28 protein-coding genes are annotated in these 22,807 nt (G+C 60.4%); 14 read left to right on the top strand and 14 right to left on the bottom strand.

Annotation, left to right across the window (positions count from 1 at the left end):
* Window positions 1-4 precede the first annotated feature (4 nt).
* Both mlaE and mlaF read right to left on the bottom strand, forming a co-directional pair.
* Window positions 5-784, bottom strand: a complete 780-nt coding sequence (gene mlaE, locus AB5Y54_RS05825; RefSeq protein ID WP_010675878.1) for a lipid asymmetry maintenance ABC transporter permease subunit MlaE — start codon at window positions 782-784, stop codon at window positions 5-7.
* Window positions 784-1,584, bottom strand: coding sequence for a phospholipid ABC transporter ATP-binding protein MlaF (gene mlaF / locus AB5Y54_RS05820; RefSeq protein WP_029314846.1), 801 nt, complete (start codon window positions 1,582-1,584; stop codon window positions 784-786). Before mlaF ends, mlaE begins: the two co-directional genes overlap by 1 nt.
* Before the next feature lie 206 nt (window positions 1,585-1,790).
* Here mlaF and AB5Y54_RS05815 point away from each other — a divergent pair, with 206 nt between their 5' ends.
* The 10 genes from AB5Y54_RS05815 (at window position 1,791) to npr (ending at window position 8,602) form a co-directional block, all read left to right on the top strand.
* A complete protein-coding gene (locus AB5Y54_RS05815; RefSeq protein WP_029314845.1) occupies window positions 1,791-2,786 on the top strand; it encodes a KpsF/GutQ family sugar-phosphate isomerase in 996 nt (331 codons plus the stop codon).
* Window positions 2,786-3,340, top strand: a complete 555-nt coding sequence (gene kdsC, locus AB5Y54_RS05810; RefSeq protein WP_041211851.1) for a 3-deoxy-manno-octulosonate-8-phosphatase KdsC — start codon at window positions 2,786-2,788, stop codon at window positions 3,338-3,340. Before AB5Y54_RS05815 ends, kdsC begins: the two co-directional genes overlap by 1 nt.
* Window positions 3,337-3,897, top strand: coding sequence for an LPS export ABC transporter periplasmic protein LptC (gene lptC / locus AB5Y54_RS05805; RefSeq protein ID WP_039040473.1), 561 nt, complete (start codon window positions 3,337-3,339; stop codon window positions 3,895-3,897). Before kdsC ends, lptC begins: the two co-directional genes overlap by 4 nt.
* Entirely contained in the window at window positions 3,884-4,402 is a 519-nt protein-coding gene (lptA, locus tag AB5Y54_RS05800; protein ID WP_010675873.1) for a lipopolysaccharide transport periplasmic protein LptA, read from the top strand. Before lptC ends, lptA begins: the two co-directional genes overlap by 14 nt.
* A 12-nt stretch (window positions 4,403-4,414) precedes the next feature.
* Window positions 4,415-5,140 carry an LPS export ABC transporter ATP-binding protein gene (lptB, locus tag AB5Y54_RS05795; protein ID WP_010675872.1) on the top strand — a complete coding sequence of 242 codons (726 nt, stop codon included), beginning with the start codon at window positions 4,415-4,417 and terminating at the stop codon, window positions 5,138-5,140.
* 65 nt (window positions 5,141-5,205) lie between these two features.
* The gene (locus tag AB5Y54_RS05790; RefSeq protein ID WP_041211850.1) at window positions 5,206-6,645 is read left to right on the top strand and encodes an RNA polymerase factor sigma-54; all 1,440 of its coding nucleotides are present in this window, start codon (window positions 5,206-5,208) and stop codon (window positions 6,643-6,645) included.
* Between the two features lie 20 nt (window positions 6,646-6,665).
* Window positions 6,666-6,953: a ribosome hibernation promoting factor gene (gene hpf / locus AB5Y54_RS05785; RefSeq protein WP_005305957.1), complete on the top strand. Its 288-nt coding sequence runs from the start codon at window positions 6,666-6,668 to the stop codon at window positions 6,951-6,953.
* Between the two features lie 2 nt (window positions 6,954-6,955).
* A complete protein-coding gene (gene ptsN, locus AB5Y54_RS05780) occupies window positions 6,956-7,402 on the top strand; it encodes a PTS IIA-like nitrogen regulatory protein PtsN (RefSeq protein WP_010675870.1) in 447 nt (148 codons plus the stop codon).
* Between the two features lie 40 nt (window positions 7,403-7,442).
* Window positions 7,443-8,309 (top strand): RNase adapter RapZ, encoded by an 867-nt coding sequence (rapZ, locus tag AB5Y54_RS05775; RefSeq protein ID WP_279976251.1) that lies wholly within the window; start codon window positions 7,443-7,445, stop codon window positions 8,307-8,309.
* A gap of 20 nt (window positions 8,310-8,329) precedes the next feature.
* A complete protein-coding gene (npr, locus tag AB5Y54_RS05770; protein ID WP_005305943.1) occupies window positions 8,330-8,602 on the top strand; it encodes a PTS phosphocarrier protein NPr in 273 nt (90 codons plus the stop codon).
* 15 nt (window positions 8,603-8,617) lie between these two features.
* On the opposite strand, the gene AB5Y54_RS05765 is transcribed toward npr, so the two are convergent.
* From AB5Y54_RS05765 to AB5Y54_RS05710, 12 genes are all read right to left on the bottom strand, one after another.
* Window positions 8,618-10,522: a transcription antiterminator gene (locus AB5Y54_RS05765; RefSeq protein WP_368153362.1), complete on the bottom strand. Its 1,905-nt coding sequence runs from the start codon at window positions 10,520-10,522 to the stop codon at window positions 8,618-8,620.
* Window positions 10,523-10,626: 104 nt separating this feature from the next.
* Entirely contained in the window at window positions 10,627-11,367 is a 741-nt protein-coding gene (locus AB5Y54_RS05760; protein WP_368153361.1) for a KDGP aldolase family protein, read from the bottom strand.
* Window positions 11,367-12,482, bottom strand: coding sequence for a DgaE family pyridoxal phosphate-dependent ammonia lyase (locus AB5Y54_RS05755; protein ID WP_124812729.1), 1,116 nt, complete (start codon window positions 12,480-12,482; stop codon window positions 11,367-11,369). Before AB5Y54_RS05755 ends, AB5Y54_RS05760 begins: the two co-directional genes overlap by 1 nt.
* Window positions 12,466-13,605: an amidohydrolase/deacetylase family metallohydrolase gene (locus AB5Y54_RS05750; RefSeq protein WP_324045149.1), complete on the bottom strand. Its 1,140-nt coding sequence runs from the start codon at window positions 13,603-13,605 to the stop codon at window positions 12,466-12,468. Before AB5Y54_RS05750 ends, AB5Y54_RS05755 begins: the two co-directional genes overlap by 17 nt.
* A gap of 142 nt (window positions 13,606-13,747) precedes the next feature.
* Complete coding sequence (locus tag AB5Y54_RS05745; RefSeq protein WP_041211843.1) at window positions 13,748-14,398, bottom strand: DUF4310 family protein; 651 nt, start codon at window positions 14,396-14,398, stop codon at window positions 13,748-13,750.
* Window positions 14,399-14,409: 11 nt separating this feature from the next.
* On the bottom strand, window positions 14,410-15,186 hold the full coding sequence (locus tag AB5Y54_RS05740; RefSeq protein WP_368153360.1) for a DUF4311 domain-containing protein: 777 nt from the start codon (window positions 15,184-15,186) through the stop codon (window positions 14,410-14,412).
* A gap of 25 nt (window positions 15,187-15,211) precedes the next feature.
* Window positions 15,212-15,508 (bottom strand): DUF4312 family protein, encoded by a 297-nt coding sequence (locus tag AB5Y54_RS05735; protein WP_368153359.1) that lies wholly within the window; start codon window positions 15,506-15,508, stop codon window positions 15,212-15,214.
* Window positions 15,508-15,873: an SFCGS family glycine-rich protein gene (locus AB5Y54_RS05730; protein WP_010675860.1), complete on the bottom strand. Its 366-nt coding sequence runs from the start codon at window positions 15,871-15,873 to the stop codon at window positions 15,508-15,510. The genes AB5Y54_RS05735 and AB5Y54_RS05730 overlap by 1 nt, the downstream gene beginning before the upstream one ends.
* Window positions 15,874-16,236, bottom strand: coding sequence for a transcriptional regulator (locus AB5Y54_RS05725; protein WP_103259449.1), 363 nt, complete (start codon window positions 16,234-16,236; stop codon window positions 15,874-15,876).
* Window positions 16,237-16,543: 307 nt separating this feature from the next.
* Window positions 16,544-17,671 (bottom strand): outer membrane-stress sensor serine endopeptidase DegS, encoded by a 1,128-nt coding sequence (degS, locus tag AB5Y54_RS05720; RefSeq protein WP_010675858.1) that lies wholly within the window; start codon window positions 17,669-17,671, stop codon window positions 16,544-16,546.
* 89 nt (window positions 17,672-17,760) lie between these two features.
* On the bottom strand, window positions 17,761-19,119 hold the full coding sequence (locus AB5Y54_RS05715; RefSeq protein ID WP_029314844.1) for a Do family serine endopeptidase: 1,359 nt from the start codon (window positions 19,117-19,119) through the stop codon (window positions 17,761-17,763).
* A gap of 81 nt (window positions 19,120-19,200) precedes the next feature.
* Window positions 19,201-19,581 (bottom strand): YhcB family protein, encoded by a 381-nt coding sequence (locus AB5Y54_RS05710; RefSeq protein ID WP_010675856.1) that lies wholly within the window; start codon window positions 19,579-19,581, stop codon window positions 19,201-19,203.
* A gap of 139 nt (window positions 19,582-19,720) precedes the next feature.
* Between AB5Y54_RS05710 and zapE the strand changes: the two genes are divergently transcribed.
* From zapE to petA, 4 genes are all read left to right on the top strand, one after another.
* Window positions 19,721-20,815, top strand: a complete 1,095-nt coding sequence (zapE, locus tag AB5Y54_RS05705) for a cell division protein ZapE (protein ID WP_039040483.1) — start codon at window positions 19,721-19,723, stop codon at window positions 20,813-20,815.
* A gap of 266 nt (window positions 20,816-21,081) precedes the next feature.
* Entirely contained in the window at window positions 21,082-21,510 is a 429-nt protein-coding gene (gene rplM, locus AB5Y54_RS05700; RefSeq protein WP_005336289.1) for a 50S ribosomal protein L13, read from the top strand.
* Between the two features lie 14 nt (window positions 21,511-21,524).
* Window positions 21,525-21,917, top strand: a complete 393-nt coding sequence (rpsI, locus tag AB5Y54_RS05695) for a 30S ribosomal protein S9 (protein ID WP_005336286.1) — start codon at window positions 21,525-21,527, stop codon at window positions 21,915-21,917.
* 299 nt (window positions 21,918-22,216) lie between these two features.
* On the top strand, window positions 22,217-22,807 hold the full coding sequence (petA, locus tag AB5Y54_RS05690) for a ubiquinol-cytochrome c reductase iron-sulfur subunit (RefSeq protein WP_010675854.1): 591 nt from the start codon (window positions 22,217-22,219) through the stop codon (window positions 22,805-22,807).

The following is a 22,807-nucleotide window of genomic DNA, read 5'->3' as shown; positions in this document are numbered from 1 at the left end:
TCCCTTATCCAAACATGACTGCGGTGAGTATAAAATCCAGACCGAGCACGGCCAGGGATGAGTGAACCACGGTACGGGTGGTCGCCTGACTGATCCCGGCCGAGGTCGGTTTGGCATCATAGCCGTTGAAGAGCGCTATCCAGGTCACCACCAGGGCGAAGATCAGGCTCTTGATGGCGCCCTGCATGATGTCGTCCTGCCAGTCGACGGAGGCCTGCATGGCGGACCAGAAACTGCCTTCGTCCACCCCCAGCCAGTCGACACCAACCAGCTTGCCGCCAAAGATGCCGATCAGGCTGAACATGAAGGCCAGCAGCGGCATGCTGATGACCCCGGCCCAGAAGCGGGGCGCCACGACCCGACGCAGCGGATCGACCGCCATCATCTCCAGGCTGGAGAGCTGCTCGGTGGCCTTCATCAGGCCGATCTCGGCGGTGAGGGCGGAGCCCGCACGACCGGCGAACAGCAGGGCGGTGACCACAGGACCCAGCTCACGGAGCAGGGAGAGGGAAACCAGAGGCCCCAGGCTCTGCTCTGCGCCGAAATCCTTCAATACGTTGTAACCCTGCAGGGAGAGCACCATGCCGATGAAGAGGCCGGACACCAGTATGATGGCGACGGATTGCACTCCCACCACATACAGTTGCTGCACCAGCAGCGGGAAGTGCTTGCGTGGCTGGGGTCGTCCTGCCAGTGCATGAAACAGCATGATGGTTGCCCGGCCGACGGCGTTGATGAAACGCACACCGCTGCGGCCCAACTTGCTTATCTGACTTGTCAACATCACAGATCCTGTAGCAGGTCGCCTGCCGGAAAATGAAACGGAACAGGACCGTCGGGCAATCCCTTGAGGAACTGCTCGACTTCGGGATTGTGCTCCTCGCGCAGCTGCTCCGGTGTGCCGTGTGCCACTACCTTGCGGTTGGCGATGATGTAGGCGTAGTCGGCGATGCTCAGCACCTCCTTCACGTCGTGGGTGACGATGACGGAGGTGATGCCGAGGGCATCGTTGAGCTCCTTGATGAGCTTCACCAGCACCGCCATGGTGATGGGGTCCTGCCCCACGAAGGGCTCGTCATACATGATGAGATCCGGATCCAGCGCGATGGATCTCGCCAGGGCCGCGCGACGCGCCATGCCACCGGAGAGCTCGGACGGCATCAGCTTGGCCGCCCCGCGCAGACCGACAGCCTGCAGTTTCATCATGACTATGGTGCGGATCAGCTCTTCCGGCAGGCCGGAGTGCTCCCGCAGCGGGAAGGCCACGTTGTCGAATACGGTCATGCCGGTGAACAATGCGCCACTCTGGAACAGCATGCTCATCCGTTTCCGCACTTCATACAGGCGTGAACGGGAGAGCGTGGGAACGTCTTCCCCGTCAAACAGGATGTGACCGGACTCAGGCTTGAGCTGGCCCCCGATCAGGCGCAGCAAGGTGGTCTTGCCGATCCCGCTCGGACCCATGACGGCGGTGACCTTGCCACGGGGAATGGTCAGGTTGATCCTGTCGTACAGCAGCCGATCCCCGTGACTGAAGGTCAGGTCGGAGATGGTGATCAGGTCATCGTTCAAACAATTGTCCATCCGGTATAAATGAAGAGCGAATTTTATGGGCTAGTCTAGGTCTAAGCAACAGCGAGGAACAACTATTGAGCGGGTTTCCCCCCCAAGCACGCGACAGTTTTATGTAACAACCTGCGTCAATGACCGCCCATTCCGCATCCGATTCGCTTATCTCGGCAGACTTTTTTATAATCCCGCAGCAAATTTCGGCCCGGAGCTGTGCCTTTATGTCTGTAAAGCCTGAAAAAGTGTCTGAATTGTTCGATTTCCGTCGCAGCGCCCGAGCGGTGCTGGACATAGAAAAACAAGCCATTGATGGACTCTACCAGTACCTTGACGAGGCGTTCGAGCGCGCCTGCGAGATGGTGCTGCGCTGTGGCGGCAAGATAGTGGTGACCGGCATGGGCAAGTCGGGTCATATCGGCAACAAGATTGCCGCGACCCTGGCCAGCACGGGAACGCCCGCCTTCTTCCTGCACCCGGGCGAGGCCAGCCACGGGGATCTCGGCATGATCTCAGCCGGGGATCTCATCATCGCCATTTCCAACTCCGGCGAGAGCGACGAGATCCTGGCCCTGCTGCCGGTGCTCAAGCGCCGCGGCATTCCACTCATCTGCATGACAGGCAATCCTGCTTCCACCATGGCGAAAGAGGCCAACGTGCACCTGTGCATCAAGGTGGAGAAAGAGGCCTGCCCCCTCGGTCTGGCCCCGACATCCAGCACTACCGCCACCCTGGTGATGGGGGACGCGCTGGCCGTGGCCCTGCTGGAGGCCCGTGGCTTCACCGCCGATGACTTTGCGCTGTCGCACCCGGGCGGGTCCCTCGGCAAGCGGTTGCTGTTGCGAGTGGGCGATCTGATGCACAGCGGCGAGCTGTTGCCCAAGGTGGGGATAGATGCCACCATCAGCCAGGCGCTGCTGGAAGTGAGCCGCAAGGGGCTCGGCATGACGGCGGTGGTGGACGATCAAGGGCTGCTTGCCGGTCTGTTCACCGATGGTGACCTGCGCCGCATTCTGGACCTGCAGGTGGATATTCATCACACCCCCATCAGCCGCGTCATGACGGTGAACTGTGTTACCGTAGGGCCTGAGATGATGGCTGCCGAGGCCGTCAAGCTGATGGAAACCAGGAAAATCAACGGGTTGTTGGTCGTGGATGGGGAGAGACACCCGCTGGGTGCCTTCAACATGCATGACCTGCTGAAAGCCGGAGTAATTTGATGCAAGACGTACCGACCCTCTATGGTCCGGTGACGCGCAGCCAGTACGAGAAGGCGGCGCAGATCCGCCTGCTGGTGTGCGATGTGGATGGGGTGCTCTCCAACGGCTTCATCTATATGGGCAATAACGGCGAAGAGCTGAAGACTTTCTGCACCCGTGACGGTGCCGGCATGCGTGCCCTGCTCAATGCGGGCATCGAGATTGCCATCATCACGGGGCGAAACTCCCGCATCGTCAGCGATCGCATGAAGAGTCTGGGAGTCCAGCACCTGGTGCAGGGTGCAGACCAAAAGCTGCCCCACTTCGAGGCCTTGCTGACCAAGCTCGGGCTGGATGCATCGCAAGCCGCCTATATGGGAGATGACACCATCGATCTACCGGTGATGCAGGCTTGCGGCCTGGGTATCGCCGTTGCCGACGCCCATCCGCTTGTGCTGGCGAAGGCGGATCTGGTGACGCGGCTTGGCGGTGGCGTCGGGGCCGTGCGCGAGGTGTGCGACCTGATCTTGCAGGCCCAGGGATTGGCTGACTATCAACCCGAGGCGTCGCGATGAACAAACAGACTGTGCTGTTCGGCCTGCTGTTTCTGGCTGCGCTGGCGGCCTGGCAGCTGGGGGAGATCGAGCTGGTCCCCGAGCCGACCACCAAGACGGAAAATTTTCAACCGGACTTCACCGCCAGAGAGTTGGTGACGACCCGCTTCAACGAGCAGGGCAAGCGCACCGAGCGGCTGGAATCCGAATATGCGGAGTACTACCAGGTGCTCGAGCAGGCCACTTTCACCAAGCCGGTGGTCTACATGTTCGATGACAAGGGCGCGGCCGAATGGAAGCTGACGGCCGAAACCGGGGTGCTCAACACCGATGACAATGTGATCCTCCGTGACAAGGTGCATCTGGACGGTCTGCTGCCCGCCTCCTTCATCTCCACGCTGGATACCTCCTATCTGGAGCTGGATCTGGTGACGCAGGGGATGAGAAGCAACCAGCACATCAGCATTGTGGGCCAGGAGTTCCAGACCGAGGGCGTTGGCCTCAAGGGTCACCTGGAGCGTAAATATTTCGAGTTACTGGATAAAGGCCATGCCACTTATTTCAATGAAAAACGTTAATCTGGCCCTCACGGCCCTGTTGCTGTGCGGTTCCCTGAATGCCAAAGAGTCCGACTTTGCCGAGAAGGTCTATGTGGATGCTGTCAAGCAGGTGGCCGAGATGCAGGACAACCGCATCACCTTCAGCGAGGATGTCATCATCACCCAGGGCACCATCAAGATTAAGGCCGACAAGGTGGTGGTGATCCGCTCCGGCGACAAGGGCGCCGAGGTCATGACCGCGTATGGCAACCCAGCCACCTTCTTCCAGGTGCTGGACAACGGCAAACCGGTTAATGCCCATGGCAACAGCATCCGCTACGAGCTTAAGAACCGGCTGGTGACCATCACCGGCAATGGCCAGCTCAAGCAGGAAGACAGCCAGGTGACCGGCGATCTCATTCGCTACGACATCGTCAAGCAGAAGATGATTGCCGAGAGCAAGGGGCCCACCCAGCGCGTCAAGACGGTGTTCCTGCCGGATCAGGTGGAGAACTTTGACAAACCCGCCGATCAGAAGAAGTAGGAAACAACAGCCATGGCAGTGTTAAAAGCAACGGGTCTGCAAAAGAGCTACAAGCGCCGCATGGTGGTCAGCGATGTGAGCCTGGAGGTGGGAACGGGCCAGATCGTGGGCCTGCTCGGCCCGAACGGTGCGGGCAAGACGACCTCCTTCTACATGATCGTGGGCCTGGTGCAGCGGGATGCCGGCCTCATCACCATCGACGAGCAGGACATCAGCCTGCAGCCCATGCATATCCGTGCCCGCAATGGCATCGGCTATCTGCCTCAGGAGGCCTCCATCTTCCGGCGCCTGTCGGTGTTCGACAACTTGATGGGGGTCATGCAGACCCGCAAGGGGTTGAGCCGCGAAGAGCGGGAGGATAAGGTCGAACAGTTGCTGGAAGAGTTCAATATCACCCATATCCGCGACAGCCTGGGCCAGAGCCTCTCGGGTGGGGAGCGGCGCCGGGTGGAAATCGCCCGGGCGCTGGCGGCAGAACCGAGATTTATTCTGCTCGATGAGCCTTTCGCAGGTGTTGATCCTATTTCAGTCATCGATATCAAAAAGATCATCCAGCATCTGAAAGAGCGCGGGTTGGGTGTGCTGATTACGGACCACAACGTCAGAGAGACGCTGGATGTGTGCGAGAAGGCCTATATCGTCAGCCACGGCAAGATGATTGCCGAGGGCGCGCCGGCCGATATCCTCGCCGATGAGCAGGTCAAGCGCGTCTATTTGGGCGATCAATTCAGTCTATAGTAAGGGGGCACCCCTCATTTTTGTTAGGTGACTGCCTCGCTGAACATAAGGATATCCCGACGTAGATGAAGCCGACATTACAGTTGCGTCTCGGTCAGTCCCTGACCATGACGCCACAATTACAACAAGCGATTCGTCTGCTCCAGCTCTCCACCCTGGAACTCCAGCAGGAAATTCAGCAAGCGCTCGACAACAACCCCTTGCTGGAGCAAGAGGAGAACGAGGCGCAGGAAACCAGTCAGGCAGAGACACAGGACGCCAGTCAACTCGACTCCAGCGATGCCATGGCCCAGGAGAGCATGCCGGATGAACTGCCGGTGGACACCACCTGGGACGAGGTCTACTCGGCCGGTACAGCTCAGAGTGCAGGCCCCATCCATGACGGGGAAGACAGCGTCTATCAGGGGGAGACCACCGAGAACCTGCAAGACTACCTGCTGTGGCAGATGCGGCTCACCCCGTTCAGTGATGTGGATGCGGCCATCGCCCTTGCCATCATCGATGCCATCGACGAATCCGGGTATCTGACTGCCACCCTCGAGGATATTCAGGCTGCAGTCAGCAGCGAGGAGGTAGAAGTCGAACTGGATGAGATCGAAGCCGTGCTCAAGCGGGTGCAGCATTTCGATCCGGTCGGCATCGCCGCCCGTTCGGTGCAAGAGTGTCTGCTGATCCAGCTCGGCCAGTATTCGCCGGACCTGCCCTGGCTCGACGAAGCCAGAGAGGTGATCCGCGAACACATGGACCTGCTCGGCAATCGCGACTACCGCACCCTGGCTCGCAAGACCCGCCTCAAGGAGAGCGATCTCAAGGAGGTGCTGGATCTCATCCAGCAACTGGAGCCCAGACCCGGCAACGGCATCATCCAGAGTGAATCCCAGTACGTGATCCCGGATGTGTCCGTGGTCAAGAAGGGCAGCAAGTGGGTGGTTGAACTCAATCCGGATTCTGCTCCGCGCATCCGTGTCAACGAGGCCTATGCGGCCATGGCGCGCAATGCCCGCAGCAGCACGGATACCCAGTTCATCCGTTCTCATTTGCAGGAGGCCAAGTGGTTCATCAAGAGCCTGGAGAGTCGTAACGACACCCTGCTCAAGGTGGCCAGCTGCATCGTCGAGCAGCAGCAGGGCTTTTTCGAGTACGGCGAAGAGGCCATGAAACCCATGGTACTCAACGACATCGCGGAAGCGGTGGAGATGCATGAGTCGACCATTTCACGGGTCACGACCCAGAAGTACATGCATACGCCCCGCGGCATTTTTGAACTGAAGTTTTTTTTCTCCAGTCACGTCAATACGGAGGGAGGAGGAGAGTGCTCATCGACCGCTATTCGCGCCCTGATCAAGAAGCTGGTGACGGCGGAAAACCCCGCCAAGCCGCTTAGTGATAGCAAGATCGCGGATTTGCTGGCCGAACAGGGTATTATGGTGGCGAGACGCACGATCGCAAAGTACCGTGAATCCTTGTTGATCCCGCCATCCAATCAGCGCAAACGCCTGGTTTAGGCAAACAAAAGGAAGACGTTATGCAAATTAACCTGACCGGACACCATGTCGAGATTACCGAAGCTCTGCGTGATTATGTGAACAACAAATTTGCCAAACTCGAGCGTCACTTTGACCATATCAACAACGTACACGTGGTGTTGAGCGTCGAAAAACTGAACCAGATCGCTGAAGCCAAGCTGCATGTCAGCGGGGGAGAGGTGTTCGCCAATTCGCAGCATGCCGACATGTATGCGGCGATTGATACCCTGCTGGATAAACTGGATCGGCAGATCATCAAGCACAAAGATAAGTTAAATCAAAAATAACTATGCAACTTGAACACATACTGAGTCGGGACTGCACCAAGAGTGCGGTCCCTTGTACCAGCAAGAAACGCGCGCTCGAGATCATCAGTGAACTGGCCGCAGAGCGCCTCGGCGCTTCCCGCCAGGTCCTGTTTGAAAGCCTGCTGGCGCGAGAAAAGATGGGCAGTACCGGGATCGGAGCCGGTATCGCCATCCCCCACGGCCGGATTGACGACGCCTTCGCGCCGACCGCCGTGTTGATGACCTTCTCCGAGCCCATCCCTTTCGATTCTATCGACAATCAACCGGTTGACCTGCTCTTTGCATTGCTGGTGCCGGAAAGCGAGTGCAAGCAGCACCTCAAGACTCTTTCCCTGATGGCATCCAAACTGGGTGACAAGGCCGTCTGCCGCCAGCTGCGCCAGGCGACCAGCGACGAAGAACTCTATCAGATCATGACGTCGGCCTGAGGCCGGGTCTGACACAGCCACGTTGGCGTGAGGGGACAAGATGCAGTTAATAGTAGTAAGCGGTCGTTCGGGCTCCGGCAAGACGGTGGCCCTGAGGGTGCTCGAGGATCTCGGGTACTACTGCGTGGACAACCTGCCGGTCAACCTGCTGCCCCAGTTGATCGTCTCGGTCGAGAGCCAATATGACAAGCTGGCGGTCAGCATCGACGTGCGCAACCTGCCGGCGAGCCCGGACAAGCTGGAAACCCTGCTGGCCCAGGTTCGCAACGAGGGGCGAGTGGAGTTCTCGAGCTTCTTCTTCGATGCGGAAAACTCTACCCTGCTCAAGCGCTACGGCGAGAGCCGCCGGCTGCACCCCTTGTCACGCAATCAGTTGTCGCTGGACGAGGCGATTCGGGAAGAGACCCATCTGCTGGCACCGCTCTCCTCGACGGCCGACCTGCGCATCGATACCACCAACCTCAGCATTCACGACCTGAGCGAGCTCATCAAGACCCGGGTGCTCGGCAAGAAGGAGAACGAGCTGGTGCTGGTGTTCGAGTCGTTCGGCTTCAAGTACGGCATTCCCAAGGATGCCGACTTCGTGTTCGATGCCCGCTTCCTGCCCAATCCGCACTGGATCCCCGAGCTCAAACCCTTCACCGGCAAGGATGAGCCGGTGGCCCGCTACCTCTCCAGCCAGCCCGACGTGATGCAGTTCATCCTGCAGATCGAGAACATGCTGGCGACCTGGTTGCCTCACCTGGAGCGCAACAATCGCAGCTATGTGACGGTCGGTATCGGTTGTACCGGTGGCCAGCACAGATCGGTATTCATTGCCGAGCAGCTGGCCGGCGCCTTCCGTCTGCTGGGCAAGAACGTCCAGATCCGCCACCGCACCCTCGACAAGAGTACACCGCAATTTTGATGGACCAATAGGAAGATCAGATGACCGTCTCAGCCTCGGTGGAAGTGAAAAACAAACTGGGCATGCATGCCAGACCGGCCATGATGCTGTTCGAGCTGGTGCAGGGGTTCGATGCCCACGTGTTGCTGCGCAACGAAGAGGGGGTCGAGGCCGACGCGGACAGCGTGATCGGCCTGCTGATGCTGGACTCCGCCCAGGGCAAACAGGTGGAGGTGCAGGTGGAGGGCCCCGAAGAGGTGGAGGCCTTGGCCGCCGTGGTGGCGTTGTTCACCTCGGGCTTCAATGAGGAGTAATACGCCTCGGCGTGCTCAAGGTGCGCTACGAGCCAGCGCCTTGAAAGCGGCAAAATCCCGACAAGCCAGCAGACTTCTGCTGGCTTTTTCGTTCATCAGTGCCAGAAACAGATCATAAAGTCCCATGGCTTCCTCATAATCCGCCTTGGCGATGGCCAGCACGAAGATGAGGGTAGCGCTCTCGCCGTTGCCCCAATCGATCCCCTGGGGGGCCAGCACGGTATAGACCAGGGTGCGGCGCGCCAGCAGGCCGAGGGAGTGGGGCAGAGCGATGCCGTCCCCCAGCATGGTTGAGACAATTCGCTCCCGCTCCTGCAAGGATCCCCGGAATCCGCTCTCCACCAGATCCTCCGCCTCAAGCTGGCTGCAGATGCGATCAAACAGTGCAGCCTGGCTGAGCGGTTCGGTGACCACCATGAAGTGGTCGGCATCGAAGTACTTGTCGAGCAGGTAGGGGCGGGTGCGATCGACCAGCACCAGTTTGCCGAGCTGCTCCAGCTGGTACTGGGTCGGGAAGGGGGCGACCTGCACCACGGGCACGTTCTTCTCGCCGGCCTTGACGGTGCTGATGACGAAGTCCTGCTCGATCCGCGCCAGCCCTTCGTAATCCCGCACCGACTCCAGCATGGTCAGCTGCAACTGGGGATACTCCCGCTTGATGCGGGCCTCCAGCACCCGGAAGGTGGCATTGCCCGCATCGCACAGCAGCAGCGCCTGGGGACGGCGGGTGTAACCGATGTCGTAGTGGCGCTCCAGTCCGACCCCGATGTGGATCACCAGATAGCCTATCTCGTGGTGGGTTAGCCGATAGGGAGTCTGCCTGATCCACTCCGAGATGGCCGCCAGCGTGATGTCGTAGGCGAGGGGATAGTACTGCTTGATGTGGTCCGCCAGCGGATTGTGGCTGCCGATCTGATATTTGACCCGCAGCAGCATGGCGCTGATATGGGTCTGCAGGTCGGCCCGCAGTTGCAGATCGCCGCGCAGGTCATAGGGGTAGTGCTGGTGGATGTAGGCCAGCAGATGTTCCACCAGCTGTTCGCTCTCGGCCGCCATGGCCGGGCTGAGCTGGGGGGCATCGGCGGTGAGGCGGGCCTGGATCTGGATGGCGAGACAGGCTATCTCCTCCTCCCCCGGCGGAGTCAGGGTCGGCAGCTCGCCATAGATGTCGCGGGCGACCACTGCCAGGGGCGGGGTGATGTCGTCGCTGGCAAACTGGCGCAACTCGTGGCCAGACGCCTGGCGAAGCAGGGCGACGGCACAGTAGACGGTGACTTGCTGCAGGCTCTCGTCGGCCAGGCGTAGCTGATGGCGACCGAGTTGCTCGTGAATGTGGTTGCCCACTACCTCCAGCGTCTTGCTGGGGCAGAGGGTGGGCAACAGGCTCTGGAGCGGATGCTGGTGCAGCAGCTCCTGGCAGAGCAGTTGGGTGAGGCAGGCGCGGATCGCCATCTCGCTTCCCGCAATGCGCATCCCCACCCTGGGTTTGCTGTCGATGGTGAGCCCGAAGTGGGCGAGCCGCTCCCGTACTTCCGCCATGTCCCCCTGCAATGCCGCCCGGCTCAGATACCAGGTGTCCGCCAGCTCGTCGAGTTTGATGCCCTGCTCTGCCGTCAACAGCAGGATCTGCAGGTGCAGCACCCGCTCGCGGCTGGTGCGGGGCAAGCCGCTCTCCTGCTCCTGGGCCGCCAGCAGCGCCTCGAACAGTTCCTGATTGTAGATCTTGAGCTGGTAGCCGCTGCCGCGCTGGTGGATCAGGTGGGCGCCCCGGGTGGTGATGAGTTCGTTCAGGGTCGCCACGTCGGTGCGCACGGTGCGGGTGGAGACATTGAGGCGGCGGGCCAGCTCCTCCTGCGGCAGCGGCTCGGCGTGGAGCAGGGTGAGCAGTTGATGGAGTCTGGGGTGGGGCAGCTTGATCATGAGGGGGGAACGGACTCCTGTCGCGGAATGAAAAATCGATGTTAACAAGCGGGTCATTAACAAGCCAGGCACCGGTGAGTGATCGGACCGGTGCCTGAGGGCTGTCAGGCCAGCAGCCGCTTCACCGTGGCCAGCAGGGTACGCACGTCCTCGGGACGGGTCTGACCGCTCGCGCTGTCGATGATGGAGCTGTAGATGTGGGGGATCACCTTCTCGATCCCGGCATCCAGCGCAATCCGCACTATCTCCTCGAAGTTGTCGAGATCGATGCCGCCGGTGGGCTCCAGCCAGAAACCGTGGCGAGCGCAGGCCTCGGCCACCGCCTGATATTCGGCGCGGCAGGTCAGCCCGCCCATGGGGAAGAACTTGACCGAGCTGCCGCCCATGTCCTTGAGCAGGGCGATGGCGGTGTCGATGGGGACGATGCCATCGGGCTGCTGACTACTGAGGTGGCCGGTGGAGATCTTCACCATCCCCGGGGTGCCGGTGGGAGAGACAAGTCCATTGACGAGGGTGTCAGACTGGCCGAGCAATGCCCGGCTGGCGCCGACGCCGGTGAATACCTGGTTGACGTGCTGGGGCTGCAGTTGGCGAGCCAGCTCGGCCACCATGGCGGACTGGCGCGGATCGCCGGCCCCCAGCCCGATGGAGAGGGCGTTATCGATAAGCTTGGCGTAGGCCTGCATGTCGGCGACGGCAGAGGGAATGTCCGGGTAGTTCTTGGAGAGCACACCGACCAGGACGTGGCCCTCGGCAGCCTCATAAATGTCGACGGCATTCTCTTTGGAACCTGCCAGCACGTTGAGGCAGACCCGATCGCGGTAGTAATTGGGGGTAAGAGACATCAGTTGTTCTCCTGAACGAGGTGGGCAATGGCGGAGTGGATCTGGTCGAGCTGGGGCAGGGTGACGCTGCGCACGTCTATCTCGATGTGCCCCTCGTTGGCCTTGTAGCCGCGGCAGTAGACGGCGGGGGTACCCTGTTGCAGACGAGAGACCACTTCCGCCGTGGTCATGCCGATCTGCTGGTGGTCGAAGGCGATGTCGGTGCGGGCGATGTCGCGCCCGGCGCTGTCCCACACCACCTTGGCGCTGACGCCGGGCAGCTGGTTGAGGCGCTCGATGAAGGGGGTCATCTTGGCGACCATGGCGGCGCCGCTCTCCTTCTCTTTGGCCAGGTAGCGCTCGATGGCGTGGGTCAGGCCGAGGATCCCCTCCTTGCCCACCTTCATGGCGCGGCCTATGCCGCCAGCCTGCTGCTTGACCCACTCCACATACTGACGTCTGCCGATCACCAGGCCGCTGGTGGGCCCTTCGATGGCCTTGGCGCCGCTGTAGATGACCAGATCCGCACCCTGGTTGTAGTAGAGACGCAGATCCTCTTCGGCCGCTGCATCGACGATGAGCGGGATCCCGTGGGCCTTGGCCACCTCGGCCGCCTCGGCCACCGACAGAATGCTCTTCTGCACGCAGTGGTGGGACTTGATGTAGAGGATGGCGGCGGTATTGGCATGGATGGCGGCGGCCAGCTGGGCGGGTGAGCACTCGTTGGCGTAGCCTGCCTCCACCACCCTGCCGCCCCCCAGGTTGACCATGGTGCCGACGGGGGCACCAAAGTTCACGTTGTGGCCCTTGGGCAGCACGATGTCGCTCGGCACGTCGTGGGCATGAGCATGCAACTGCTCGAGGCGATAGGGGTCGCCGCGCACTATCACGGCGGCCACCGACTGGGCGATGCCGGCGCTGGCGCAGGAGACCACCACCGCATCTTCAACGCCCAGCAGATCGGCCAGGTAGGCGCCGGTCTTGTTGACCAGATCCTTCACCTCGAAGTAGTGGCCGAGGCCGAAGTTGACCGCATCGACCACCTCCTGCTCGGGGGTGGAGACGCCGAGGATGGTCATGCGCCCGGAGGCGTTGATCACAGGTTTGAGCCGGTATTTCTCATACACAGAAGGCATGGTGTGATTTCCCGTAGTGAGTCAGAACCAGTTCGCCGCCCACCAGGGCGGCGAGAGGGAGCAGTTGCCGGTCACCGTTGCGGGTGCCGGCCTCGGTATCGGTAAAGAGAGTGGGGCCGCAGCTCACATCGAACAGGGTGATGTCTGCATCGGCGCCCACCTCGAGTCGCCCCTTGCCGGGCAGGCGCAGGGCATCGGCGGCCTGGTGAGTGACGCAGGCGAGCACCTGCTCCAGGGTCATGCCGATGGCGAAGAACTTCGACATCACGTGGGCAAGGCTGTAGACGGGCCCCTTGATGCGGTTCTTGCAGTAGATGTCTGAACTGATGGTGTGGGGCAGGATCCCCTGGGCAATGGCCAGCTCCGCCACTTCGAAGCTGAAGCTGGCGCCGCCGTGGCCGATGTCGAGCAAGAGTCCCCGCCACATCGCCTCGCGCACCGCCTGGCGCAGTTCACCCGCCGGGGTCAGGATGCGGTTGGGCTTGCCGTTGAAGCAGTGGGTCAGCAGATCGCCCTCCCCCAGCAGGGCGACGATCTCGTCCAGATCCGGCGGCGTGTTGCCCACGTGCACCATCAGTGGCAGGTTGCCATTGGCCTGCTGGATCTGCTTGGCCATGCGCAGGGGGAGCAGACCGTTCTCACCCACCACGCTGCCGCTCATGCGAGCCTTGATGCCGACGATGAAGCCGGGATGGCGCCGGATGGCCGCCTGGGCGAGGGCGGGATCGATGTCTGCCGGATCCGCCAGCTCGTTCTGGCGCAGCAGGCCGATGCGGGAGATGTTGAGCAGGGCGTGCACCCGGGTCTTGCAGGTGGCGGCTATGCGCTGGAAGTCGTCCACGTCGTCGGCCCCGGTACTGCCGGCGTCGATGACGGTGGTGACACCGGACGCCACCCCCACCTTGTCCGGCTCATCGTGATAGAGGGGGGAGGCGGGGTAGCAGTGGGTGTGGCCGTCGATCCAGCCGGCGCTCACATGGACCTGCCCGCCCAGAGTGAGGGTTTGCTTCGCCTCCGTGCTCTCTGGCAGCGAACCCAGCGCCGCTATCTTGCCATGCTTGATGGCGACGTCGACAAGCTGCCCGTTTCCCAGGCGTCCCGCCCTGATGATCATGTCGTACATGCTGATATCCCTCTTGGAACCTGCTTGCGCTCTTACTGCGAGGCCGCTTCCAAGGCTCATGTGCTGCTCTTCACCTTGCTGACGACCTCTCGCGACAGAGCGCAAACAGGTTCTTGAATGCCGCCCAAGAGACGGCCTTGGATTAAGCCAGGGCGATGGGGAAGAAGGTCCCGAACAGCATGGCCCCCAGAATGGCACCGCCCGTGATGGGCTTCTCCCAGATGTAGAACAGCAGGGCACCCAGCAGGGAGCCTATCCCGATGGGAATGGAGGCGCCCATGGCGGAGAGGATGATGAGGGGACCGAGGAAGCGGCCCGAGCTGTTGCCAGCCCCCATCATGACGTCTGCGCCGTAGGTGGAGTTGCTCTGGTTGATGGTGAACTTGCGCGCCAGGATGATCACGTAGCCGATGGCCATCCCAATCCCCATGCCGGTGATCAGGGAAGCGGTGAAATTTTCCACCGGATAGACGATGCCGGCCCCCAGCAGCAGGGCGGGCACCCCGAGGCCGACTCCGGTCTGGATGGCGCCGCCGATGTCGAGGATGCCCACCAGGGAGCCCTCGATGATGCGGGCGAACAGGAAGCTGGCACCGAAGGCGGCGACTGCACCATAGGCTCCCGTGTCCATGCCGGCTTTCAGCATGGCGACGAAGGCCACCTCGTTGAAGGCGCCGACCCCGTAGAGGTAGAACATGTGGGTACCGGCGAAGACGCCGGAAGAGAGCAGACCGACAAAGATGGGGAAGGACCAGTCGGCATACCAGAAGTTGTTTCTCAGTTTCTCATCCATGGTGTGCTTCCTTATTTGCCGCTCATGAGGTTGTGGACGTTTTCCAGCCACAGGGGAACGCCCAGGTGGAAGGATTCAATGAGTTTCATGTCAAAGCCGCGGAAGAAGCCGCTCAGCACGAACAGCAGGACGATGGCACTCATCATCACCTTGGTGACGTGGTTCCAGCCGCTCTCCTCCACCCCCTTGCCGATCAGGATGCCAAGCACCAGGCCTGGTACCGCGTTGCCCATGATGAGCTGGGCCAGACCGCCGAAGATGGTGGCCCAGAAGCCGGACTTCTTGCCTGCCTCGATGGCGGCCAGCCAGAAGATCACCGGCATGACGGTGTTGACCAGCAGGTTGGCGGCGGGCACCAGTACCTTGACCGCGGTGACCTGCAGGGCGGCTGGCACGGCGGCGGCCGTGCTGTTGAGGAAGGCGACCACGATGGCACCTATGATGCCGCAGGAGATGGCCATCTTCTTCGGGTCATGGAGGGTGGTGGCGAGATCCCGGTTCTTGATCATCAGGGCCGCTGCACCCCAGTTCGGCAGGATGCGGTGATCCACGTCCTGGGTGAAGGCGCCGGCCGCGACCGTGGAGGCCCAGGCGTTGAAGAAGAAGCCAAGGCCGAACGAGAAGTGGGAGGCGGGGTCCCCTTCGCAGGAGTTGAGCTCGCCCAGGGTACGGAACGCGCCCATCCCCTGCACGGTCGGGGCGTGGAACATCCGCGCCGCGCCAGCCCCCACCCCGACGCCTACCAGGCCGCCGATGATGAGTGACTTCATCAAAATGATTAGAAACATCCAACTTGTCCTTTTGGTTGTGGGGTCAGGCCCGGGTGAAATCCACCTTGTCGACATCCAGGCTGGTGACCTTGACGGTGATCGCCAGCTGGACCCGGAACTCATGGCGCTGGCGTGGCAGGAAGAAGAACAGGAACTTCTCCACCCGTACCGACTCTTCGGCCTCGAGCACCTCGACTTCGAGGGGTTCGAGGCGCAGCATCACCTTGGGGCTCTCCTTGAGCAGGCTGGGTTGCACCTGGCTGAGGGCGGCGGCGAACGCCTGCTGGCGAGTCGCCCCCTTGCCGTTGACCGTGATCCGAGTGGTGAAGTGTTCTTTCATCAGGCGCGTCCGTGTTTCTTGGCGAAGGCTTCGATCAGCTTCTGGCCCAGCTCTTCCTTGTCCATGAAGCCGAAGCCCAGTACCACGCACCCCTCGTTGATGGCGGTGACACCCTCCTCGATGGATCGCATGCCGTAGCGGCACTTGTAGCCGTACTTGGTCTGGGCCGTGATGGCGCCCGCGCCACCGCTGCCGCAGAAGGAGATGCCAAGGTCGGCCTGCTCCTTGTTCATCACATCACCGAGCTTCATGTCGGCGGCCATGCCGGGGATGACGGTCACGGTGGCGCCGGCGGCTTCTGCGCCCGCCCCCACTTTCTGACCCTTGCCGAGACGATCTCCAATCACGAGTTTGATGGCAGTCATTTAGCGTTCTCCTTTTACTGAGCTGAGTTCGTTTTCTTTGGCCACTTCAAAATGGACGGACAAGAGGTGTGCCTCCTCGTAGGCGAGGCGGTCGAGCCAGGCAACGACCTGCTCTGCCAGGCGCAGGGAGAGGGGGGAGATCTCCTCGAACAGGCTGAGGTCGACCTCCGGCAGGGATTCCCCGCTGTAGGAGCGCCACACCATGGCCTTGACGTGGGAGGCCAGCATCTGTTGCTGCACGTCGTTGGGGCATATGCCCTGATCCGCCAGCAGGTTGTGAATGCGGGCCAGGGTCAGGTCGGTCTTGCGCAGCAGTGCCGGGCTGTCCGGGGTCAGGGGGGCGTCATGGGTGTCGGTATTCAAGGTCTGCTCTCCAGGCTGGCAGAAAAGATGGGATCACCATAAAGCGGAGGAGAGTGCGGGAGGAGGCAGGTTTTTTCCGATTCGAAGTGGAAATCCGGAGGGAAAGGCATCAAAAGAAGCCCTTTTGGCGATCAAGAAGAGGAAAGGAGCGGACTGGCGGCAAGGGAGTGTGATCGGTGGCGGGTTTTGACGGCGCTTTCGCCCGATCGTTTATTGGCGCAATGTGTGAGCTGTCTCACGCACAAGCGGGGCCGGAGGAAAGCGGGCACAAAAAAGGGCCCTGTCGGGCCCTGCGAGGATCCGCCTCTCAGGTGGCGGGTGCCGCACTGCTGGTCGGCAGGGTCTGATTCTGGTAGCGCAGGTCCTCTTCGATGATGACATCGACGTCCAGCGGCTTGCCGTTGCGGATCACCGAGATGGTGAGCTTGGTGCCGGGGCGGCTCTCTACGATCTTGTCCATGACGGGACGCACGCCGGTGATGGCCTCTCCGTTGATCTTGAGCAGCACATCCCCACGTTTGAGACCGGCCTTGGTGGCTGGGCCATTGGGATCCAGGCTCTCCACCACCAACCCCTGCAAGTCCCCCAGGTTCAGCATGCGCGCGACGATGGGATTGATCTCGACGCTGGAGATGCCGAGGTAGCCGCGGATGACCCGACCGTTGGCGATCAGCTCGTCCATGATGCGCTTGGCCAGCTTGTAGGGGATGGCAAAACTGATGCCATAGCTCTCTTGATTGCCGTTGAGGTGGTAGGCGGCGGTATTGATACCCACCAGATCGCCACGGCCATTGACCAGGGCGCCTCCGGAGTTGCCCTCGTTGATGGCGGCATCGGTTTGCAGCAGATCCTGTCTGCCATTGCTGTCCGGCCCCATGCTGGAGAGGCCGATACGCCCGGTGGCGCTGATGATGCCCTGGGTGATGGTCTGGCCGACGTTGTAGGGGTTGCCGATGGCGAGCACCACGTCTCCCACGTCCGGCAGACGATCCGGGTCCTGAGGGATCACCGGCAGGTTGTCCGATTCGATGTAGAGCACCGCCAGATCGGTCAGTTTGTCGGTGCCGACCAGCTCTGCACTGAACACCCGACCATCTTGCAGGGCGACGATGATCTGGTCCGCATCGGCGATGACGTGATAGTTGGTGAGCACGTGACCGCGCTGGTTCATGATGACGCCGGACCCCAGCCCCTGGGGTCTGAGTTCGGCTTTTTCACCGCGATTGCCGGCGAAGCTGCGGGTGTAGATGTTGACGACGGCAGGGCCGGCGCGATGGGCCGCGTAGGAGAAGCTCAGCTCGCGGGCGTTGGTGATGAGGCCCGGCAGGGGAGCGCCGCCTCGAAAATTGGGAAACACCAGCAACAAAAGCGCAGCCATGGCGAGGCCAAAGCCGACGGACTTGCCCAAGTAGCTGATCAGAGGTGGGATTTTCATGTCTTTCTCGTCCGTACAGGCTGCGGGCAGAGAATAACATTATCGATGGATAAAAATCACCCGCGGCGGTTGCCGCGGGTGTGAGGGGCTTAACGGATCACCAAATAGAGCGAGGAGTCGCCGCGCTGAATGTTCAGCGCCAGGACTTCCGGCTTGTTTTTCAACACCTTGGTCAGTTCACCCATGGAGTTGATGCGCTGGCGGTTGACTCCGATGATGATGTCACCCTTCTGCAGGCCGGAGGCGGCTGCCGGTGAGCGGGGATCGATGTCGGAGACTGCCACGCCGGTCACGGGGTCCGTGATGGTGCTCAGCTTGGCCCCTTCCAGGGCCGGATGCAGGGCGCTGGCCAGGATCTCGCTGTCATCCGCCTTCTTCAGGGTGACCTTGACGGTCTGCTCCTTGCCGTCACGAATGAGGCCGAGCGAGACCTGCTTGTCGGCCCCCATGGTGGCGATTTTGGCACGCAGCTCGCCGAAGGAGCGGATGGGCTTGCCATCGATGCTGATGATGATGTCGCCTGCCTTGATGCCTGCCTTGGCGGCGGCGGAGTCAGGCATGACCTGGTTGACGAAGGCACCGTCCTTCTTGTTGTAGCCGAAGGTCTTGGCGATTTCGCTGGTGAGCTCGGTGCCGGTAATCCCCAGCTGGCCACGGCGCACTTCGCCGTATTTCACGATCTGCTCGGAGAGATCGCGCACCATGTTGGACGGGATGGCAAAGCCGATGCCGATGTTGCCGCCGTTGGGGCCCAGGATGGCGGTGTTGATGCCGATCAGCTCCCCGCGCAGGTTGAGCAGGGCGCCGCCCGAGTTGCCGGAGTTGATGGCCGCATCGGTCTGGATGAAGTTCTCCAGATTTTCGATGTTGAGGCCGCTGCGACCCAGGGCGCTGACAATGCCGGAGGTGACGGTCTGGCCCAGGCCGAACGGGTTGCCGATGGCCAGCGCGTAGTCACCGACTCTCAGCTCGTCGGAGTCGGCGAACTTGATCTGCACCAGATCCTCGGCCTTGATTTGCAGCAGGGCGATATCCGACTGTTTGTCTTCCCCTATTTTCTTGGCCGCATACTCACGGCCATCCTTCAGGTTGACCTTGATCTCGTCCGCCTCGTGGACCACGTGGGCGTTGGTGATCACGTAGCCTTTCTTGGCATCGATGATGACGCCGGAACCAAGCGCCTGGAAGGGCTGCTCGCTCACCTGCTCGTCAGGCATGTTGGGGCCGAAGAAGAAGCGGAATTGTTCCGGCAGGCGTTGGCGGGTGATCTTCTTGCCAGAGACGGAGATGTTGACCACGGCAGGGGTCACCTGCTCGAGGACGGGGGCCAGGCTCGGCATCTCCTGGTTGTTCGCCATCAGGGGCAGTGCGGCCTGCGCCGGTGCTGAGGACATGGCGATACCGACACTGAGGGCTAAGACACTGAATACAGAAAGAGATTTACGCATATGAGAAACAGCTCCCAGAAAAAGTTGCAGTGCAATCGTCAAGGTCTGACCACGATAAAGCGTAATTAGTTCAACCGACGATCAGCCCGGCTGCTTGAGCAGGCCGGACGCACCGGCGTAATCGCGGGGAGGAAGGCCCGGCTCCTCGCTGTTGGCGGCATCGCCTGTTTCTTCCACTTCGGGTTCGCGGAACAGTGGTTCCTGTACCTTGGCCAGGAACTTGCTCTGTTCCGCCATGTGGCGATAAAGGGTCTGGTACTGTTCGGCCAGTTGCTCCATCAGGGCGGCGCTGTCGGCGAAGTGGGTGGTGATCTGCCCCTGGTAGCTTTCCAGCTCCTTGTGGGCTTTTTTCAGCTCCTGTTCCAGGCGTCCGGCATCCCGGCTACGGACAGAGAAGCGGCCGATCAGCACGCCGATGATCAGGGCGGCGATCGCCAGCAGGATCCCGTTAAACAGAGTCATAGAAGCTCCTTGTTACAGCTAACACGATGAATTTGAAGCGGTCGGATGGACCGCAACGCCTCGTTGGCACTATACCGTGCCCCCCGAGAGCGTGATACCATTTTGTCCCTCATTCAGGGACTTGGAGGCGGTTTACAGGATGACCCCGCAGCAAAAATATCAGCAGGATTTGCAGCGCCCCGGCTTTGTGGCCGATCCGGCCCAGGCCATGGCAGTCGCCCGCCTGGAGCGACTCTATCAGGATCTGTGCGCAAGCCCGACTCCGACCAGATCCCGTGGCCTGCTAGGTTGGCTGCAAAAGCCGAAAACCCGTGACCCCGTCCAGGGGTTATATATGTGGGGCGGTGTGGGCAGAGGCAAGACCTGGCTGATGGATACTTTTTTTGAGAGCCTGCCGGGGGAGCGCAAACTGCGCATCCACTTCCACCGTTTCATGCACCGGGTGCACGATGAGCTCAAAGGGCTGACCGGTCAGTCCGATCCGCTCAAGCTGATCGCCCGCAAGCTGGCCGACGAGACCGACGTCATCTGCTTCGACGAGTTTTTCGTCTCGGATATCACGGATGCCATGCTGCTCGGCACTCTGTTCCAGGAACTCTTTGGCCATGGCGTGGTGCTGGTGGCCACATCCAACATCCCCCCTCAGGATCTCTACCGCAACGGGTTGCAGCGTGCTCGCTTCCTGCCTGCCATCGCGCTTATCGAGCGCCACTGCGAGGTGATCAATGTCGATGGCGGTGTCGATTACCGGCTGCGAACCCTGGAACAGGCAGAGATCTATCACTTCCCGCTGGATGATCAGGCCAGGAGCAACCTGGATCGTTATTTCAGCCAGTTGACCGGGATTGGGCAGGTGACTGCCGCCGCACTGGAAATCAACCATCGCCAACTGAGTGCACTGGGCGTGGGGGAAGGGGTGCTTTATATGGAGTTTGAACAGCTGTGCTGTACTCCACGCTCCCAGGGCGACTACATCGAATTGGCCCGTGAGTTCCACACTGTCCTGCTGGCCAATGTGCAACCCATGGGCAGCGGCACGGATGACGCGGCCCGCCGCTTCATCGCCATGGTGGACGAGTTTTATGAACGGCATGTAAAGCTCATCATATCGGCGGCGGTCCCCATGACCGGGCTCTATGGCGAAGGCTTGCTGAATTTCGAATTCAAGCGTTGCCTTTCACGGCTTCAGGAGATGCAATCGCACGAATACCTTGCCAGAGTGCACCTTCCTTAGTCACAATACCGCGCCTGCCAGTCGGATGGGCATCTGCGGCAGGTAGGGCCGGGCGACATTTGCTAGCTTCATGGCAGTGAAATTAGCAGGTGATATTTAAGGCAACTTCACTTATAATCGCCCGGCCCACGTTACAGCTGTCGATAAGACAGCAATACTTTAAGCTTTACTTGTATTCGAAGGGGTACAGGTAGGCCATCGTTTGTTGTTTGTGGGAGAGCCCCCATAAGCAATTGGGTCTGTAACAGGTAATTGGGTTTAACTTAATGAAAACTTTCGTTGCCAAGCCAGAAACCGTAAAACGTGACTGGTACATTGTGGACGCAGAAGGTAAAACTCTGGGTCGTATCGCAACCGAGATCGCTGCTCGTCTGCGTGGTAAGCACAAAGCCGAGTACACTCCGCACGTTGACACCGGTGACTACATCATCGTTGTAAACGCTGAGAAGGTACACGTAACCGGTAAGAAATTTACCGACAAAATGTACCACGCTCACTCCGGTTTCCCGGGTGGTATCAAGTCCATCAGCTTCGACAAGCTGATTCAGCGTAAGCCGGAAATGGTAATCGAAGCTGCCGTCAAGGGCATGCTGCCGAAGGGTCCGCTGGGCCGTGCCATGTTCCGTAAGCTGAAAGTTTACGCAGGCGCAGAGCACGCTCATGCTGCTCAGCAACCTCAAGTACTGGATATCTAACGGGAACTGGCAACATGGCAGAAAATCAATACTACGGTACCGGCCGTCGCAAAAGCTCCACTGCTCGCGTATTCATCAAAGCGGGTAGCGGTAAAATCGTAATCAACCAGCGCTCCCTGGAGCAATACTTCGGCCGTCCGACTGCCCGCATGGTAGTTCGTCAGCCGCTGGAACTGGTCGAGATGACCGAGAAACTGGATCTGTACATCACCGTTAACGGTGGTGGCATCTCCGGTCAAGCTGGTGCGATCCGCCACGGTATCACTCGTGCTCTGATGCAGTACGACGAGACCCTGCGTTCCGAACTGCGTAAAGCTGGCTTTGTTACTCGTGATGCCCGTAAGGTTGAGCGTAAGAAAGTCGGTCTGCACAAAGCGCGTAAGCGTCCGCAGTACTCCAAGCGTTAATTCGCTTTTGGTACGCACTCTCAGGAGTGTCAAAAAAGCCTGGCAATTTGCCAGGCTTTTTTTATTGGTAATGTTACATGTGACAATGCTAAGCATACGTCACAAAAGACAAAAAATTGTGTATTTATTGTTTTTGCCCATCGACTCCCTTTCTTGTCAAATTGTTATCTTTTCTTTAAAATTTCCATGGTCTTTCTGTGTCAATTGCCACTCCGCTTCCATCGCAGTTGTCAGAGGGAGAGGAGAAGTAAACAGGGACACTATAAGAATGAGCGGAGTCCACATGGGAGAGTTTTTGGATGAGCAATGCGCCAGTTGATACCGGTCGCCGCAGATTTCTTACCTGGTCAACGGTTGCCGTTGGCGGTGTAGGAGCTGCTTTTACCGCAGTGCCGTTTATTAAGTCATGGAATCCGAGTGCCAAAGCCAAGGCGGCAGGCGCCCCGGTTGAAGTGGATATCAGCAAGCTGGAGCCGGGTCAGCTAATCCGCGTCGAGTGGCGTGGTAAACCGGTCTGGGTGGTGAAGCGTACCAAGCAGACGCTGGATGCTCTGGCTGCACACGATGACAAGCTGCGGGATCCTGCGTCAGACGAGCCACAGCAACCGGACTATGCCCACAATGGCTACAGATCCATCAAACCGGAAATCTTCGTGGCCGTTGGCATCTGCACTCATCTGGGATGCTCCCCTTCCTATTTGCCCGACAGCTTCGGCGAGCAGGTTCAAGGGGTAACTTCCGGCTTCTTCTGCCCCTGCCATGGCTCCAAATTCGACATGGCTGGTCGAGTGTTCCAGGGCGTCCCCGCACCGCTGAACCTGGTCATTCCGCCATACCAATTTCTTAGCGACACCACCATTCTGGTCGGTGCCGACGGCAAGGAGGCCTGA

The organism is Aeromonas sp. s9, from assembly GCF_040907765.1.
GTDB lineage: Bacteria > Pseudomonadota > Gammaproteobacteria > Enterobacterales > Aeromonadaceae > Aeromonas > Aeromonas caviae.
This window is presented reverse-complemented; position numbering and strand designations above follow the sequence as displayed.

What these genes read in the sequence shown, in the direction of transcription:
- degS (WP_010675858.1), bottom strand. Translation starts at nt 17,671, where the DNA reads ATGAAAATCCCACCTCTGATCAGCTACTTGGGCAAGTCCGTCGGCTTT.
- petA (WP_010675854.1), top strand. Translation starts at nt 22,217, where the DNA reads ATGAGCAATGCGCCAGTTGATACCGGTCGCCGCAGATTTCTTACCTGG.
- AB5Y54_RS05750 (WP_324045149.1), bottom strand. Translation starts at nt 13,605, where the DNA reads ATGTACGACATGATCATCAGGGCGGGACGCCTGGGAAACGGGCAGCTT.
- AB5Y54_RS05735 (WP_368153359.1), bottom strand. Translation starts at nt 15,508, where the DNA reads ATGAAAGAACACTTCACCACTCGGATCACGGTCAACGGCAAGGGGGCG.
- mlaE (WP_010675878.1), bottom strand. Translation starts at nt 784, where the DNA reads ATGTTGACAAGTCAGATAAGCAAGTTGGGCCGCAGCGGTGTGCGTTTC.
- hpf (WP_005305957.1), top strand. Translation starts at nt 6,666, where the DNA reads ATGCAAATTAACCTGACCGGACACCATGTCGAGATTACCGAAGCTCTG.
- AB5Y54_RS05730 (WP_010675860.1), bottom strand. Translation starts at nt 15,873, where the DNA reads ATGACTGCCATCAAACTCGTGATTGGAGATCGTCTCGGCAAGGGTCAG.
- AB5Y54_RS05745 (WP_041211843.1), bottom strand. Translation starts at nt 14,398, where the DNA reads ATGGATGAGAAACTGAGAAACAACTTCTGGTATGCCGACTGGTCCTTC.
- ptsN (WP_010675870.1), top strand. Translation starts at nt 6,956, where the DNA reads ATGCAACTTGAACACATACTGAGTCGGGACTGCACCAAGAGTGCGGTC.
- zapE (WP_039040483.1), top strand. Translation starts at nt 19,721, where the DNA reads ATGACCCCGCAGCAAAAATATCAGCAGGATTTGCAGCGCCCCGGCTTT.
- AB5Y54_RS05765 (WP_368153362.1), bottom strand. Translation starts at nt 10,522, where the DNA reads ATGATCAAGCTGCCCCACCCCAGACTCCATCAACTGCTCACCCTGCTC.
- npr (WP_005305943.1), top strand. Translation starts at nt 8,330, where the DNA reads ATGACCGTCTCAGCCTCGGTGGAAGTGAAAAACAAACTGGGCATGCAT.
- kdsC (WP_041211851.1), top strand. Translation starts at nt 2,786, where the DNA reads ATGCAAGACGTACCGACCCTCTATGGTCCGGTGACGCGCAGCCAGTAC.
- lptB (WP_010675872.1), top strand. Translation starts at nt 4,415, where the DNA reads ATGGCAGTGTTAAAAGCAACGGGTCTGCAAAAGAGCTACAAGCGCCGC.
- AB5Y54_RS05760 (WP_368153361.1), bottom strand. Translation starts at nt 11,367, where the DNA reads ATGTCTCTTACCCCCAATTACTACCGCGATCGGGTCTGCCTCAACGTG.
- AB5Y54_RS05715 (WP_029314844.1), bottom strand. Translation starts at nt 19,119, where the DNA reads ATGCGTAAATCTCTTTCTGTATTCAGTGTCTTAGCCCTCAGTGTCGGT.
- rapZ (WP_279976251.1), top strand. Translation starts at nt 7,443, where the DNA reads ATGCAGTTAATAGTAGTAAGCGGTCGTTCGGGCTCCGGCAAGACGGTG.
- lptC (WP_039040473.1), top strand. Translation starts at nt 3,337, where the DNA reads ATGAACAAACAGACTGTGCTGTTCGGCCTGCTGTTTCTGGCTGCGCTG.
- AB5Y54_RS05755 (WP_124812729.1), bottom strand. Translation starts at nt 12,482, where the DNA reads ATGCCTTCTGTGTATGAGAAATACCGGCTCAAACCTGTGATCAACGCC.
- lptA (WP_010675873.1), top strand. Translation starts at nt 3,884, where the DNA reads ATGAAAAACGTTAATCTGGCCCTCACGGCCCTGTTGCTGTGCGGTTCC.
- AB5Y54_RS05740 (WP_368153360.1), bottom strand. Translation starts at nt 15,186, where the DNA reads ATGTTTCTAATCATTTTGATGAAGTCACTCATCATCGGCGGCCTGGTA.
- AB5Y54_RS05815 (WP_029314845.1), top strand. Translation starts at nt 1,791, where the DNA reads ATGTCTGTAAAGCCTGAAAAAGTGTCTGAATTGTTCGATTTCCGTCGC.
- rpsI (WP_005336286.1), top strand. Translation starts at nt 21,525, where the DNA reads ATGGCAGAAAATCAATACTACGGTACCGGCCGTCGCAAAAGCTCCACT.
- AB5Y54_RS05790 (WP_041211850.1), top strand. Translation starts at nt 5,206, where the DNA reads ATGAAGCCGACATTACAGTTGCGTCTCGGTCAGTCCCTGACCATGACG.
- mlaF (WP_029314846.1), bottom strand. Translation starts at nt 1,584, where the DNA reads ATGGACAATTGTTTGAACGATGACCTGATCACCATCTCCGACCTGACC.
- AB5Y54_RS05710 (WP_010675856.1), bottom strand. Translation starts at nt 19,581, where the DNA reads ATGACTCTGTTTAACGGGATCCTGCTGGCGATCGCCGCCCTGATCATC.
- rplM (WP_005336289.1), top strand. Translation starts at nt 21,082, where the DNA reads ATGAAAACTTTCGTTGCCAAGCCAGAAACCGTAAAACGTGACTGGTAC.